This is a genomic window from Halapricum salinum (genome assembly GCF_004799665.1).
Taxonomy (GTDB): Archaea; Halobacteriota; Halobacteria; order Halobacteriales; family Haloarculaceae; genus Halapricum; species Halapricum salinum.
Map to the genome: position 1 here is coordinate 2,574,702 of NZ_CP031310.1, position 13,753 is coordinate 2,588,454.

The 13,753-nt window shown below is 61.3% G+C and carries 14 protein-coding genes and 1 tRNA gene; 13 read left to right on the plus strand and 2 right to left on the minus strand.

Translation table 11 applies throughout. From position 1 onward, the window contains the following. Window positions 1–30: 30 nt before the first annotated feature. From DV733_RS12590 to DV733_RS12610, 5 genes are all read left to right on the plus strand, one after another. Window positions 31–417 (plus strand): hypothetical protein, encoded by a 387-nt coding sequence (locus tag DV733_RS12590; protein ID WP_136342346.1) that lies wholly within the window; start codon window positions 31–33, stop codon window positions 415–417. Window positions 418–469: 52 nt separating this feature from the next. Further along, window positions 470–955, plus strand: a complete 486-nt coding sequence (locus DV733_RS12595) for a hypothetical protein (protein WP_049994372.1) — start codon at window positions 470–472, stop codon at window positions 953–955. Next, window positions 900–1,601 carry a hypothetical protein gene (locus DV733_RS12600; protein ID WP_161569357.1) on the plus strand — a complete coding sequence of 234 codons (702 nt, stop codon included), beginning with the start codon at window positions 900–902 and terminating at the stop codon, window positions 1,599–1,601. The genes DV733_RS12595 and DV733_RS12600 overlap by 56 nt, the downstream gene beginning before the upstream one ends. 255 nt (window positions 1,602–1,856) lie before the next feature. After that, window positions 1,857–2,336: a hypothetical protein gene (locus DV733_RS12605; protein ID WP_049994370.1), complete on the plus strand. Its 480-nt coding sequence runs from the start codon at window positions 1,857–1,859 to the stop codon at window positions 2,334–2,336. Between the two features lie 112 nt (window positions 2,337–2,448). Further along, on the plus strand, window positions 2,449–4,356 hold the full coding sequence (locus DV733_RS12610; protein WP_049995309.1) for an SLC13 family permease: 1,908 nt from the start codon (window positions 2,449–2,451) through the stop codon (window positions 4,354–4,356). On the opposite strand, the gene DV733_RS12615 is transcribed toward DV733_RS12610, so the two are convergent. After that, window positions 4,353–4,625 carry a pro-sigmaK processing inhibitor BofA family protein gene (locus DV733_RS12615; RefSeq protein ID WP_049994369.1) on the minus strand — a complete coding sequence of 91 codons (273 nt, stop codon included), beginning with the start codon at window positions 4,623–4,625 and terminating at the stop codon, window positions 4,353–4,355. The genes DV733_RS12610 and DV733_RS12615 overlap by 4 nt on opposite strands. An 83-nt stretch (window positions 4,626–4,708) precedes the next feature. Between DV733_RS12615 and DV733_RS12620 the strand changes: the two genes are divergently transcribed. From DV733_RS12620 to DV733_RS12640, 5 genes are all read left to right on the plus strand, one after another. Beyond that, window positions 4,709–4,781: transfer RNA gene (locus DV733_RS12620), tRNA-Pro, on the plus strand. A 221-nt stretch (window positions 4,782–5,002) separates the two neighbouring features. Further along, window positions 5,003–5,800, plus strand: a complete 798-nt coding sequence (gene truA / locus DV733_RS12625; RefSeq protein ID WP_049994368.1) for a tRNA pseudouridine(38-40) synthase TruA — start codon at window positions 5,003–5,005, stop codon at window positions 5,798–5,800. Window positions 5,801–5,836: 36 nt separating this feature from the next. After that, window positions 5,837–6,055 carry a hypothetical protein gene (locus DV733_RS12630; RefSeq protein ID WP_049994367.1) on the plus strand — a complete coding sequence of 73 codons (219 nt, stop codon included), beginning with the start codon at window positions 5,837–5,839 and terminating at the stop codon, window positions 6,053–6,055. 29 nt (window positions 6,056–6,084) lie between these two features. Continuing rightward, entirely contained in the window at window positions 6,085–6,369 is a 285-nt protein-coding gene (locus DV733_RS12635; RefSeq protein WP_049994366.1) for a hypothetical protein, read from the plus strand. A gap of 61 nt (window positions 6,370–6,430) precedes the next feature. Then, window positions 6,431–7,705: a DUF7405 family protein gene (locus DV733_RS12640; RefSeq protein WP_049994365.1), complete on the plus strand. Its 1,275-nt coding sequence runs from the start codon at window positions 6,431–6,433 to the stop codon at window positions 7,703–7,705. A 19-nt stretch (window positions 7,706–7,724) separates the two neighbouring features. On the opposite strand, the gene DV733_RS12645 is transcribed toward DV733_RS12640, so the two are convergent. Then, a complete protein-coding gene (locus DV733_RS12645) occupies window positions 7,725–8,510 on the minus strand; it encodes a YihY/virulence factor BrkB family protein (protein ID WP_049994364.1) in 786 nt (261 codons plus the stop codon). Window positions 8,511–8,612: 102 nt separating this feature from the next. On the opposite strand from DV733_RS12645, the gene DV733_RS12650 reads away from it, so the two are divergent. The 3 genes from DV733_RS12650 (at window position 8,613) to smc (ending at window position 13,643) form a co-directional block, all read left to right on the plus strand. Next, window positions 8,613–9,647 carry an iron transporter gene (locus DV733_RS12650; protein ID WP_049994363.1) on the plus strand — a complete coding sequence of 345 codons (1,035 nt, stop codon included), beginning with the start codon at window positions 8,613–8,615 and terminating at the stop codon, window positions 9,645–9,647. Between the two features lie 97 nt (window positions 9,648–9,744). Beyond that, the gene (locus DV733_RS12655; protein WP_049994362.1) at window positions 9,745–10,026 is read left to right on the plus strand and encodes a DUF7518 family protein; all 282 of its coding nucleotides are present in this window, start codon (window positions 9,745–9,747) and stop codon (window positions 10,024–10,026) included. A 44-nt stretch (window positions 10,027–10,070) separates the two neighbouring features. Next, window positions 10,071–13,643: a chromosome segregation protein SMC gene (gene smc / locus DV733_RS12660; protein ID WP_049994361.1), complete on the plus strand. Its 3,573-nt coding sequence runs from the start codon at window positions 10,071–10,073 to the stop codon at window positions 13,641–13,643. The last annotated feature ends 110 nt before the right edge of the window (window positions 13,644–13,753 follow it).

The window sequence follows — 13,753 nt, forward strand, 5'->3', positions numbered from 1 at the left end:
TGTACTAATCATTGCTGGCAAGGAGTTTATATGACCGAGGCGATCGCTAAGGAGGCTATGGATCTCCCGCAGGAAGAACATAGCTACGATCAGTCGGTCCGCGGCATCTGGTTTGAGTTTGAAGGTGATTTTCGCACAGTTGGGGGTTTACCTGGTGCTGGGTCTGCTTATGATCAAGCAAGGTCTGTATATTGCGATGCTGGCAATCCTGACACAGCGTCATTTGAGCAGTATCATCTGGCAGTGTCTGCTTTCACAAAAATTGTTTTTCGAGAGACTGATACTGCTGCTGACGAATTGAATACTGTTCTCAGACCCGGCCACAAACTGACTGACTGGATAGATTTCAAGGAACGGTATCTCTCAGATGCCCTCTCTGAACTATATAGTCAAGAAAACTGGAACTATAAATTCTAGAGCAACGACAAATTCCGTCAACAACGGCCGGACGATCGATCGGCAGGGGCCCGTGGATTACATCATCGGCAATATCGGTGACAAGACGGTCGTGCTGACGGTGATCGGCAGCACGCTGATGGCGGCAGAAGAATTTTCCCGCCCAGTCGAACATGATGCGTCTGAATCAAATTGTAACGGCGAGGATTTCGTTGTAGAGACTGAGAACAAGCGAAATTCTGGCCCTGACAATCCGGAGCATACGCTCCGAGATGAGAAACCGATTAACAGCTACGAGAAACTCAAAGAGATCATTAAAAACCCAGATCGAATACTCGACTTCGGAAACCGTAGATATCTACTAAAACGATTCGAAGGCGGAAAGACTGCGGTTATTAAACTCCATAAGAATCTTGATCCGACGCTTTCGGATGTCGTCTTTGAGCTCATCACCCAGTTAACTGACAGCAACAGACTATACGATTCAATGGATGATGCTGTAGATGATATGGAAGAGGATATTGAAGATGACGATCCAACAAGGGATATCGACTGCTAAAATGAAAGAAAAAGCAAGAAACCTCTCAAAGAAAGCAGAGGAATTACGTCAATCCGATCGGCTCCAGGCTGCTGGAAACTACTACACAGCTTCAGCTCATGAATATGCCGGAGTCGTGACTGAGCATACATTCCCTGGTGCTGATAAAACGGTGTCCGCTCTTGGAGAGTTACTCAACGCCGCCACCTGTTATCGTCTCGTTGGCGACACGTACCGAGTGAATAACAGGTGTGAACTAGGTACTCTACTGGCTGAAGATTACCTCAATTACATTGATTCCGGAGAGTGGGACGAAAACTCATTTGTTCCGTTCCGTCGAGGTGCATGGCACGAATTTATCGGCGATCTTCGAACCGTTGCAGAGAAGGAAGAAGCAAGCAACGCATACGAGAAGGCGATTGACATCTATATTTCTGCTGGTGACTGGGAAGTCGTTTACGGAGAGAAAGAACACCTTCGGATAGCGTCGTATCTTAGAAGTGTCCGGAGGGGGCTCGGACACGATATCTCTGAGGATGCACCCGAGATGCAGGGTTCCGGGACAACCTTCTCAGAATGGGTTTGGTACAAACAAGAGAACTTGCCAAAATACCTATCCCAGCTAGAAGCTCAGGGATCCTGGCCGACACAAATCGATCAGTCATAAATAGAGATGCACGAACTGGGCCACTCGTTCCATATCGGGGAGGCCGACGACGACGGGCCGTTGCCGTTCGGGGAAGTGTATCGTGGCAGTAGAGATGATGACACTGTGGAAAGAGTGATAGTTCGCGGTGATCCGACGGAAACGTGGAGTATAATGCGCAAAGGCTGGAGGCCTCAGTCGCTCATATACTATAATTCAGCTGCTTACCACGTGTTCAGCCTGCAGGAACTATCTACAATTCAGCTTCCGTAAACGATGAAACAGCAACTCTACCTCGGCCTGGTCGCTATCGTGATCGTTACTTCGGGGTGTCAGTGGTACACCTCAACTTCGACACAGGGAACGTCGATTGAATTTGAAGGGTCGTTCAACGTATCCGAGGGGGATTTCACGATAGAAGGTCAGATCGTCAATTATGCACGAGAAGGGGAACAGCACTCTTTTGAGGACCTCAGGGTGTATCTCTATAGCGAGAATGAGACTGTCCTCAATTCAACTCGTTTTGACCGACTCGAAACGAGATCCCCTCGGTTTTCGCTTTCAGCCAGTAAACTACCCGAACATATAATCATCTATTCTGATGGGTTCTGGCAGATTGATGAATTCAAAGTCGAATATTATTCCCATACTGAAATGGAGAGCAGCATACCATACGACCCGGATTTTGCCACCTCGAAAGATGAGTTACCCGTGATCCCCGACGCTGAAATAAACACGACAACAGGAAGTCCATAGCATGACACTGGCCGCAACCGAGATGCACGAACTGGGCCACTCGTCACACCACATCGCAGTCCTGCCCTCGCTACCTATTTGAACCCGGCGCCACTCCACCCCGTCAGTGGCACTGTTCGGACTCTCGGCAGGCGTCCTCGTCGTCTTCGCGATCATCCTCGCAGCGCTGGCGCTGTTCGTCACCGAGGTCGTCCCGGTCGACGTCACCGCGCTGGGAATTCTGGTCACGCTGTTGCTCGTCCAGCCGGTCACCGAGCAACTGACGACGTGGGGGCTGCTCGCCGAGCCGATCTACGTCCTCACCCAGCCCGGTAGCGACGTCAGCGCGACTTCCCAGGGACTCTCTGGGTTCGCGAGCACGGCGACGATCACCGTGCTGGCGATGTTCATCCTCAGCGCGGGCGTCCGGCGCACGGGTGTGATCCAGATCCTCGGCTCGAAGATCGCCGCGTATACGCGCGACGACGAGACGAAACAACTGGGCGCGACGATCGGCCTCGTCAGTCCCATCTCGGGGTTCATCAACAACACCGCCGCCGTCGCAATCTTGCTGCCGATGGTGACCGACCTCGCCCAGAAGGGTAAGACCTCGCCATCGAAACTGCTGATGCCGCTGTCCTTTGCGTCGATGTTCGGCGGGACGCTGACGTTGATCGGGACGTCGACGAACATCCTCGCCAGCGAGATCACGGGCCGGCTCGGCCGCGAACTGGGGATCGCCTCCCTCGACGAGTTTTCGATGTTCGAGTTCACCAGCCTCGGGATCGTCGTCATGCTCGTCGGGATGGCCTATCTGATGACCGTCGGGCGCTGGCTCACGCCCGCGCGGATCAAGCCCGCCGAGGACCTCACCGAGGAGTTCGAGATGGCCGACTACCTGACGGAGGTCGTCGTGCGAGAGGATTCACCGATCGTCGGCCAGACCGTCCAGACCGCGTTGCAGGACACCGACTTCGACGTCGACCTCGTGCAGTTGATCCGCGACGAGGCGGTCTTCCTCGAACCACTCGGGCCGAAAGTCATCCAGCCGGGCGACGTCTTCGCCGTCCGGACCGACCGCGATACGCTCGTCGAACTGATGGACGTCGACGGCCTCGACTTGTTGCCGGAAGTCGAGGTCACAGAGGAGGAGTTAGAGGCCGCCGAGAACGAGGCCCAGAACCTCGTCGAAGTCGTCGTCGCGCCGGGATCGACACTTGTCGGGGAGACGCTGGCGAGCATGAACTTCCGCCAGCGCTACGACGCGACGGTGCTGGCCTTCCGGCGTGGCGGGGAGATCATCCACGAGCGGATGGAAGACACGCGGCTCCGGGTGGGGGACACGCTGTTGATCCAGGGGACCGCCGACAGTATCGACCGTCTGAACAACAACCGCAACTTCATCGTGGCACAGGAGGTCCAGCGGCCAGACTACCGCCAGTCGAAGATCCCCGTCGCGGTCGGGCTCGTCGCTGCCGTGGTCGGGCTGGCCGCGCTGACGCCGATCGACATCGCGACGGCCGCGCTCGGCGGTGCACTCGGGATGATCCTGACGGGTTGTCTCAAGCCGACGGAGATCTACGATTCGGTCCAGTGGGACGTCATCATCCTGCTGGCTGGTGTGATCCCGCTCGGGATCGCCCTGGAGGTCACGGGTGGCGCGGCGCTGATCGCCGACGGGATCGTCGCGCTCGCGCCGTCGTTGCCGCCGATCCTCGTCCTCGGGTTGATGTACGTCGTCACCGCCGTCCTGACGAACGTCATCTCGAACAACGCCTCGGTGGTGTTGATGATCCCCGTCGCCGTCGAGGCGGCCACCCAACTGGGAGCAAATCCCTTCGCGTTCGTGCTCGCGGTAACGTTCGCGGCCTCGACGGCGTTCATGACGCCCGTGGGGTACCAGACGAACCTCTTCGTCTACGGCCCGGGTGGGTATCGATTCACGGACTACGTTCGCGTGGGCGCGCCGCTGCAGGCGCTTCTGGCCGTGGTGACGACGATCGGGATCGCGGTCATCTGGGGATTGCAGCCGCCGGCCTAGGCGAGAACGAGCGCGGCGACGAACGCGACGTCGAGATACGACAGCAGGATCACCAGTAGCGCGCCTGGGACGCCGGCGATTGCGACGACAAGTAGCGAGATTGGTGTGATCGCGATCGATAGTCCCAGTAGGAGATCAGCGAGGACGAACACGACCAGTCCGAGGACGGCGTTCCAGACGAACGGTTTGATCGTCTTGACGACCTTGTACGCGCCGAAGACGATCGCGAGTACGAGGAGGACCAGCCCGATTTCGAGGAACGTGACCATGCCTGAATGGTCGCCTCGCGAGGGTATGTGTTTTCGGGCCGCAACGAAACGCTTTACCACCCCTCACTGTTAGGAGAGGATGCGGGGTCGTGGGGTAGCTTGGTAACCTTCGGGCCTTGGGTGCCCGTACCCCCGGTTCAAATCCGGGCGACCCCATTTGCTGTCGTGAGCAAATAGGCGAGCGACAGCACTGCAAGAGCGCGGATTTGAACTAGACGAGTCGCAGCGCCGAGCGTAGCGAGGCGACCGTCTTGGCGTAGTTCACAATCCGGGCGACCCTATCGTTTTTCCAGACTGAATCGTGAGGGGTATCGCCACGTTCGGGCGACGATAGAGCGGTCGAATCCCTCAAGTGGCCATCCGACGAATCGACTCCAATGCGCGCGTTCAGGGTCGCCTACGACGGCCGCCCCTTCCACGGCTTCCAGCGCCAGCCCGACGTGTCGACGGTCGCCGACGCGCTTCTGGACGCCCTTCGGGATCTCGGAGTCGCCTTCGATGGCGACGTACCACCGGGATACGCCGCAGCCGGACGCACTGACGCCGGCGTCTCGGCGCTCGCCCAGACCGTCGCCTTCGAGGCTCCAGCGTGGCTTTCCCCGGCGGCGTTCAACAGCGAACTCCCGGCCAGCGTTCGTGCCTGGGCGGCCGCGGACGCCCCAGAGGGGTTTCATGCGACCCACGACGCCGTCGAGCGCGGCTACACCTACTATCTCTACGCGCCCGAGGCTGCCCTGGCCCAGTCTCGCGAGGCTGCGGCCGCGCTCTCGGGCGAGCACGACTTCCACAATCTCACGCCCGACGAGACGGGGACGGTTCGGGACCTCTCTATTTCGGTCGAACGCGAGGATGAGTTTCTCGTGTGTGAGTTCCGTGCGGACGGGTTCGCCCGCCAGCTCGTCAGACGGCTCGTGACGGTTCTCGAAGCCGTGGCGACCGGGGCGGCGACGCTCGACCGAATCGACCGCGTGCTCGCTTCCGACCCGCTGGACGGTCCCGAGGGTGTCGCTCCGGCCCCGGCCCACCCACTGGTGCTGACTGACGTCGTCTATCCGAGCCTGTCGTTCGAGGTCGACGCGGAAGCGGCCGCCAGCGCCCGCGAGATATTCGACCAGCGCCATCGCGAGTGGACTGCGAGAGCCCAGGTCGCGGCGTCGATTCGCGACGGGATCTGAACAGGTACAAGTCGATCCAGCCCCGAGAGACGGGTAATGGATCGATCCCAGATGCTCACGGGCGGGCTGATCCTGGCGGCGATGGTGCTCGTCCCCGGGGTCACGAAGTACGTGCTCACCGAACTCGGCTATGCGACCCTCGGGTCGATGATCTGGTACGGCGGCTACGCTACCGGCGTCCTCCTGGTCTGGGCGATGTGGATTCGTCCACTCGATCTCACTGGCCCGACCGAACCGGATCATCCCGGGGAGTGACTTTTGCCCGCGGGGCTTCTCTGTCCGGTATGGCCTCCGAAGACGACGACACGGTCCGGGTCTGGCTCGTCGAACGCACCTACTCCGACGACGAACAAAATCTGATCATCCTCGTCTACGCGACGCCCGACGGCGAGCACTACTTCCGAAAAGAGCGGGCGCTGACCAGTTTCTCGGGCGATCGTCGGGAGACGACGGCTGCTCTCGACGTCGAACCTCAGCAACTCGGGACCGTCGATCCTGACGACCGCGAGCAGTACGCCAGCGAAGCCCGGCGGATGGCCCGTATTCACGACCCGGACGACCCGATCTGAGCTCTGGATGACCTGCCTGGTGACCGCAACGACCTTTTTCGCCCAGCCCTGAGGACCGGGTATGCAACAGCGTGGGATCTCTCGGCGGGAGTTCGCCAAGGCCGCGGTCGCGATCGGTGGGGCCAGTGCGCTGGCGGCCTGCATGGAGCGAGAGGGTGAGGGGACGCCGACCGTCGACGTTCCAGAGGGGCCAGACGATCTCTCGTCGCTGCCGGCCCGCCAGCACGCCTGGAACGACGCACTGGCGACCGACGACCACGGTAACACGCTCAACGCCCGCCACCACGTCCTCCTGTATCTGGAGTACGGTGGTGAGGGAACACCGACCGACGACGACCGCAGTACCGTCGAAGACGCTCTTCAGAGTCTCGAACACGCCTACGAACGCTCCAACGAGGGACTGCTCTTGACGATCGGCTACTCGCGAGCGTACTTCGAGCGTTACGACGCGGCCCTGTCCGAGGGCGTCGACCTCCCCCGACCCCGAGCACTCGCGGACTTCGAGGATCCAGATCCCGACGAACCAGACGCGATTGTCCACCTCGCCAGCGATCACGCCCGGGTCGTCCTCGAAGCAGAGGAGGCACTCCGTGGCAACCGCGAACAAGCCAACGGGCGGGCGATGGACGCCGACTTCTCGGGCATTTTCGAGGTGGCGGATCGACGCACGGGGTTCATCGGCGACGGCCTCCCGGCCGAGCACGACGACGTCGATGGCGTCCCCGAGGACGAAGTCGACGAGGACGCCCCGCTCTACATGGGATTCAAGTCCGGCTTCGAGAAGAACCAGGCCACGGAGGATCGCGTGACGATCCAGTCGGGGCCGTTCGAAGGCGGGACGACCCAGCACATCTCGAAGATCCGCCTCCATCTCGACCAGTGGTACGAACAGGACAGTCGCTACCAGCGCGTCGGCAAGATGTTCTGCCCGGCACACGCCGAGAACGGCACGGTCGAAGGCGTGGGCGAGAATCTCGGGACTGACAGTGGGATGGATCAGTGTCCGGCCCACGTCGAGGACGACGCCCGCGACATGGGCTTTGTCGGCCACTCCCAGAAGAACGCCCAGGCCCGCGAGGACGACGCGCCCGTGATCCTCCGGCGGGACTTCGACTCGACCGACGACGGCCACGCCGGCGTCCACTTTCTGGCACTCCAGCGGCAGATCGGTGATTTCGTCGCCACACGGGAGGCGATGAACGGGACCGACGCCGCCGAGGCCGGCGGGGTCGGCACGCGACACAACAACGGGATCTTGCAGTACATGACCGTCCTCCGGCGCGGGAACTACCTGGTGCCGCCACGGGAGCGGCGGTCGCTTCCGCGGCCGGCCTGAGGTGTGTCCGCCGGTCAGGCTATCGACGGCCCAGTGGCGACTCGTTCGTGTGGTACTGGAAGTTGACGATGAAGCCGGTAAACAGCGTCGCGGCGGCGAGATAGAGGCTCGTGAGGATGAGGAGGACGCCGCTGAGGACGCCGTAGACGGAGAACTGACCGGCGTTGATTGCGTAGAACTGGATCCCGGTGTGGATGACGGTCCAGCAGAACGCCGTCGTCGTCGCGCCGGGGAGGGCGTCCCGAGACTTCGTGATGGCCGTCGACGGGAGGACGTACAGCGGGAGAAACATGATTGTCAGCAGGAGCCAGAGACTCCCGAACGCGGCCACGAAATCGAGTGGGCCGCGCCCAGTGTAGGCAAAAATGACCGTCGTCGTCGTGATGGTGAGGATGGCCGCGCCGATGCTGCCGAGGATCCCGATCGCGTCGCGAATCCAGGCGTGAACGCCGGCTCTACTCTCGCCTTCGATCCGCTCGACGACAGCCCGCACGTCGCCGACGAAGTTCACACCACTCCAGACCAACACGAAAACGGCCAGCAACCCGGCGCTGATCCGGTGGGTGGCCGTCTGTAACGACTGGTCGATCAGATCGCTGACTTCCGGTGTGAGAAACGTCGGCGCGATCCGGGCCAGCTGGGTCGTGAGCTGGTCACCGAGGACGGCGACGACCAGGAGCAACAGCGGGACGAACGAGACGAACCCGTAGTACGCTAGCGCGGCCGCGGGGTATCGAATCTCTTCTCGATAGGCGGTCAGGGCGACGGCTTTGAGGAAAGAGGCGGCGTCGCCGACCAGTCCCATGGCCACCCTTGGACGTTACAGATGAAAAAGCTCGGTGGCCAGTGACAGCCGATCGCCACGAAACCACATCGCTATTGTCCGTCTAGCCCCGAGGGCCGACAAATGAGACGGCGAACCTTCCTCGGTGGGTGCGCGACCGGCGTCGCGGCCGGACTGGCGGGCTGTGGCGGACTGCTCGAAGAGCGCTCGACTGACGGGAGCGGAAACCCGTCCGTCCTCGAAGATCGGCCGGACGCGGTCTATCACCCGACCCATATCGAGGGTATGGAGATGATCGGCACCCAGACTGTCGGCGACCGCAAGGTGGGCCTGTTCTACTCCTACGCCCACCGATTCTGGACCGTCACCGGAACCCGGACCAATCTGGCCGAGATCCAGGACGGCCAGGACGTCCACCTGATGGCTTCGACCTGGGATCCCGAGACGCAAACCGTGATTCCCGTGCTCGACCAGCCCACCTTCACCATCACCCAGGACGGCAGCGAGGTCGACGAAAAGCGCGCGTGGCCCATGCTCAGCCAGAACATGGGCTTTCACTTCGGCGAGAACATGGCACTGTCCGGCGACGGGACCTACACCGTCGAAGTCGACGTTCCGGCCGTCGGTGCGACTACCGTCGACGACTTCCAGGGGCAGTTCGGTGAGTCGATTACTGCCGAATTCAGCTTCGAGTACGCTCAGAGTGAGCGCGACGACATTCGCTTCGAGCAGTTCCCCGACCAGAAGGGCTCGAGCGCGGCTGTCTCGCCCATGGAGATGGGGATGTTGCCGCTGTCGTACGCGCCCCGGATGGGGCAACTCCCGGGCTCGCCCGTCGAAGTGGGGAGCGTCGGTGACGCGACGATGGTGGCCACAGTCGACGGGTCGACGCTGCTCGTCTCGCCGCGGACGCCCTACAATCACTTCTCGATTCCCGGATTCTCGCTGTCGGCCACAATCGAGAGCGTCGGCTTCGATGGCCAGCTAGACGACGCGATCGGCCCCGTGCTGGGTGCCCACTACCGAGCGGAACTACCGGAAGCACCGTCGAGTGGTGACGAACTCACAGTCACTGTCGACGGGCCGTGTTCGCTCTCCCGACACGAGGGTTACGAGACGGCGTTCCTCGAACGCGGGTCGGTCTCGAGGACGCTGTAGGGCCGTCGTGTCCGAGTCGTCGTTTCGTCAGACTAGTGTCAGCAGCTATGTGAATGTCTGACGTAGGTTTATGCAGGCAGAGGCTGGGGTAGTGAATATGTGCGGCAACCGCGTCGAGGAACTGGAAGAGCAGGTCAATCAGCTACAGGCGACCGTCGACGGACTGACCGACGAACTCGTCGAGTGCAAGGTCAGGATTCGGGAACTGGAGAACGCGGTCGACGACGGCAACGGGTTCAGCCCGGACGGCGAGCCCGATCCCGAGACCGACATCGAGGACGCCGGACCGGAGCCGGCCGAAGAAGCTAACAATGAGGAACCCGACGCAACTGACGACGAAGAACAGACCGAAAGCGGATCGGACATCATCATCGCGTGACGCCACCGGGTGCCCACCTGGCGTCAGCGAGTAGTTGACCCCCCATGCACATCACAGAGCTCGTACTCGACAACTTCAAGAGCTTCGGTCGGAAGACGCGAATCCCCTTCTACGAAGACTTTACGACTATTAGCGGCCCGAACGGCTCGGGCAAGTCCAACATTATCGACGCCGTGCTGTTCGCGCTCGGACTCGCTCGAACCTCGGGTATCCGCGCGGAGAAGCTGACGGATCTCATCTACAACCCCGGCCACGCCGACGAGGAAGTCGAACACGCGGGCGAGCGCGAGGCCAGCGTCGAGGTCGTCCTCGACAACTCCGACGGAACCCTCGATCGTTCGCAGGTCGTCAACGCCGCCGGCACGGAGAAGGTCGGCGACATCGAGGAGATCACGATCAAGCGCCGCGTCAAGGAGACCGACGACAACTACTACTCCTACTATTATATCAACGGTCGCTCCGTGAATCTCTCGGACATCCAGGACCTGCTCGCGCAGGCCGGCGTCACGCCCGAGGGGTACAACGTCGTCATGCAGGGCGACGTGACCGAGATCATCAACATGACGCCCTACGCCCGCCGGCAGATCATCGACGAGATCGCGGGCGTCGCGGAGTTCGACGCCAAGAAAGAGGACGCCTTCGAGGAACTCGAAGTAGTCGAGGACCGCATCGAGGAGGCCGACCTCCGCATCGAAGAGAAACAGGATCGCCTCGACCAGCTCGAAGACGAACGCGAGACCGCCCTGGAATATCAGGAGCTACGCGAGCAGAAAGAAGAGTACGAGGGCTATCGCAAGGCCGCGGAGTTAGAGGACAAGCGCGAGGATCTCGGCGAGGTTCGCGAGAAGATCGACACCAAGGAAGACGAACTCGCAGCGCTGCAGGCCGAACTCGACGAGCGCCAGGGCAAAGTCGTGCGGCTGGAAGACGAACTCGCGGAGTTGAACCGCGAGATCGAACGCAAAGGAGAGGACGAGCAACTCCAGCTCAAACGCGAGATCGAGGAGGTCAAAGGCGAGATTTCGCGGCTCGAAGACAAGATCGCCAATGCGGAAGAGAAACTCGAAGACGCCGAGAACGAACGCCGTCAGTCGTTTGTCGAGATCGACCGCAAGCAGGAGACGATCGACGATCTGGACGGCGAGATCCGCGAGATCAAAGTGAAGAAGTCCTCGCTGATGGCCGAGATCCAGGAGAAAGAAGCGGAGTTAGAGCGGGTCGAAGCCGAGATCGAGGAGTTAGGCGAGGAGTTCGAGGACGTCCGGGAGGAACTGCAGGCCCGCAAAGAGGATCTCGCGCAAGCGAAATCCGAACGCAACGACCTCCAGCACGAGCAGGATCGACTGCTCGACGAGGCCCGGCGGCGCTCGAACGCCCAGCAGGAGAAAGAGGAGGCCATCGAAGAGGCCCAACAGCGGATCCCGGAGATCGAGGCCGAACTCGAAGACCTACAGGCCGAACTGGAGAAGGCCCAGAAGAACCGCGAGACGATCACCGAGGTCGTCGAGGACCTCACCCAGGAAAAGCGCGAACTCCAGTCGGATCTCGACTCGATCGAAGACGAGATCAGCGCGAAACAGCAGCAGTACGCACAGTTAGAAGCCAAAGCTGACGATTCGGGCGACAGCTCTTACGGCCGCGCGGTGACGACGATCCTCAACGCTGGCAAAGACGGCGTCCACGGCACGGTCGCTCAGTTGGGCAGTGTCAGCGGGAAGTACTCTGTCGCCTGTGAAACCGCCGCTGGCGGGCGGATGGCCCACGTCGTGGTCGACGACGACGGCGTCGGCCAGCGCTGTATCGAGTACCTCAAGTCCCGAAACGCCGGCCGAGCGACGTTCCTGCCAATCACGAAGATGCAGCATCGGTCGCTACCGAGCAAACCCGACCATCCGGGCGTCGTGGACTTCGCGTACAATCTCGTGGACTTCGACAGCGAGTACGCGGCCGTCTTCTCGTATGTCCTCGGCGACACGCTCGTGGTCGAGGACATGCAGACCGCCCGCGACTTGATGGGCGACGCTCGACTCGTCACGCTCGATGGCGACCTCGTCGAGAAGAGCGGCGCGATGACCGGCGGTTCTCAGAGCGGCTCGCGCTATTCGTTCGCGGGGAGCGAGGGCAAACTCGAACGCGTGGCTCAGCAGATCAACGACCTCGAAGATCAGCGCCAGGACATCCGGAGCGACATCCGGGACGTCGAAGACCGGCTGGAAGACGCCCGCGACCGCAAGTCCGACGCCGCCGAACAGGTCCGAGATATCGAAAACGAGATCGAGAAACGCGAGAGCGAGCGCGAGGCCGTCCGCGAGGAGATCAGTGATCTCGAAGCCGACCTGGAATCGATCGAAGACGAACGCGAGGAAGTCTCCGATCGGATGGACGAGATCGAAGCCGAGATCGAGGCCAAAGCGGACGAGATCGCTGAGATCGAGAGCGAGATCGACGACCTCGAGACCGAGATCGAGGATTCGGAGCTGCCGGACCTCACGGACGAGGCCGAAGAGATCCAGGAAGCGATCGACGATCTCCAGAGCAAGGTCGACGATCTCGACGCCGAGTTGAACGAGAAACAGCTCGAGAAGGAGTACGCCGAGGACGCGATCGACGATCTCCACGAGACGATCGAGACCGCGCAGAACCGAAAGGCAGACTGCCAGAAGGAGATCGCCGAACTCGAATCGAAGATCGAGGAGCAGGAAGAGATACTCGACGAGAAAGAGGCCGCAGTCGCAGACCTCGAAGACGAACTGGCCGACCTCAAAGGCGAGCGCGAGGACCTCCGCGAGGATCTGAAAGCGGCCAAGAACGAGCGCGACGAGCAGAGAGACGCGGTCGAGCGCGTCCAGAGCAAACTCGACTCCTTGGAGGAGACCGCAGAGCGACTGGACTGGGAGATCGACGAACTCGAGAGCGAGGTCGGCGACTACGACCCCGAGGAGATCCCCGACCACCACACGGTCGAGTCCCAGATCGGGCGCCTGGAGAGCGAGATGGAGAAGCTCGAACCCGTGAACATGCTCGCGATCGAGGAGTACGACGACGTGCAGGCGGATCTCGACGACCTGGAGGACAAGCGCGCGACCCTGCAGGAGGAGGCCGACGGGATCCGCGAGCGGATCGAGTCCTACGAAGCGAAGAAAAAGGAGACGTTCATGGAGGCGTTCGACGCGATCAACGGCTACTTCCAGGACATCTTCGAGCGCCTCTCGAACGGGACGGGCCACCTCCATCTCGAAGACGAAGACGACCCCTTCGAGGGGGGTCTGACGATGAAGGCCCAGCCGGGCGACAAGCCGATCCAGCGGCTCAACGCGATGAGCGGAGGCGAGAAGTCCCTGACGGCGCTCGCGTTCATCTTCGCGATCCAGCGCCACAACCCCGCACCCTTCTACGCGCTGGACGAGGTCGACGCGTTTCTGGACGCCCACAACGCCGACCTCGTTGGCGAGATGGTCGACGAACTCGCCGGCGACGCCCAGTTCGTCGTCGTCAGCCATCGCTCGGCGCTGCTCGAACGATCCGAGCGCGCCATCGGCGTGACGATGCAACAGGACAACGTCTCCGCGGTGACTGGGATCGACCTGAGTACAGGAGGTGTTCCGGCAGATGACTAGCGCGGTTCTGAGCGTCGCGAAGAACCGCGGAAAATGCGAACGGGGAGCGGAGCGACCCGTGAGCAGAGCTGCCCGCAGCGCAGCAAGGGCAGCGGAAACGCGAGCGGGGG

Excerpts from the sequence above, each read along its gene's own strand:
- DV733_RS12630 (WP_049994367.1), top strand. The coding sequence starts at position 5,837 with ATGGATCGATCCCAGATGCTCACGGGCGGGCTGATCCTGGCGGCGATG.
- DV733_RS12645 (WP_049994364.1), bottom strand. The coding sequence starts at position 8,510 with ATGGGACTGGTCGGCGACGCCGCCTCTTTCCTCAAAGCCGTCGCCCTG.
- DV733_RS12650 (WP_049994363.1), top strand. The coding sequence starts at position 8,613 with ATGAGACGGCGAACCTTCCTCGGTGGGTGCGCGACCGGCGTCGCGGCC.
- DV733_RS12600 (WP_161569357.1), top strand. The coding sequence starts at position 900 with ATGATATGGAAGAGGATATTGAAGATGACGATCCAACAAGGGATATCG.
- smc (WP_049994361.1), top strand. The coding sequence starts at position 10,071 with ATGCACATCACAGAGCTCGTACTCGACAACTTCAAGAGCTTCGGTCGG.
- DV733_RS12590 (WP_136342346.1), top strand. The coding sequence starts at position 31 with ATGACCGAGGCGATCGCTAAGGAGGCTATGGATCTCCCGCAGGAAGAA.
- DV733_RS12655 (WP_049994362.1), top strand. The coding sequence starts at position 9,745 with ATGTGCGGCAACCGCGTCGAGGAACTGGAAGAGCAGGTCAATCAGCTA.
- truA (WP_049994368.1), top strand. The coding sequence starts at position 5,003 with ATGCGCGCGTTCAGGGTCGCCTACGACGGCCGCCCCTTCCACGGCTTC.
- DV733_RS12640 (WP_049994365.1), top strand. The coding sequence starts at position 6,431 with ATGCAACAGCGTGGGATCTCTCGGCGGGAGTTCGCCAAGGCCGCGGTC.
- DV733_RS12635 (WP_049994366.1), top strand. The coding sequence starts at position 6,085 with ATGGCCTCCGAAGACGACGACACGGTCCGGGTCTGGCTCGTCGAACGC.
- DV733_RS12605 (WP_049994370.1), top strand. The coding sequence starts at position 1,857 with ATGAAACAGCAACTCTACCTCGGCCTGGTCGCTATCGTGATCGTTACT.
- DV733_RS12615 (WP_049994369.1), bottom strand. The coding sequence starts at position 4,625 with ATGGTCACGTTCCTCGAAATCGGGCTGGTCCTCCTCGTACTCGCGATC.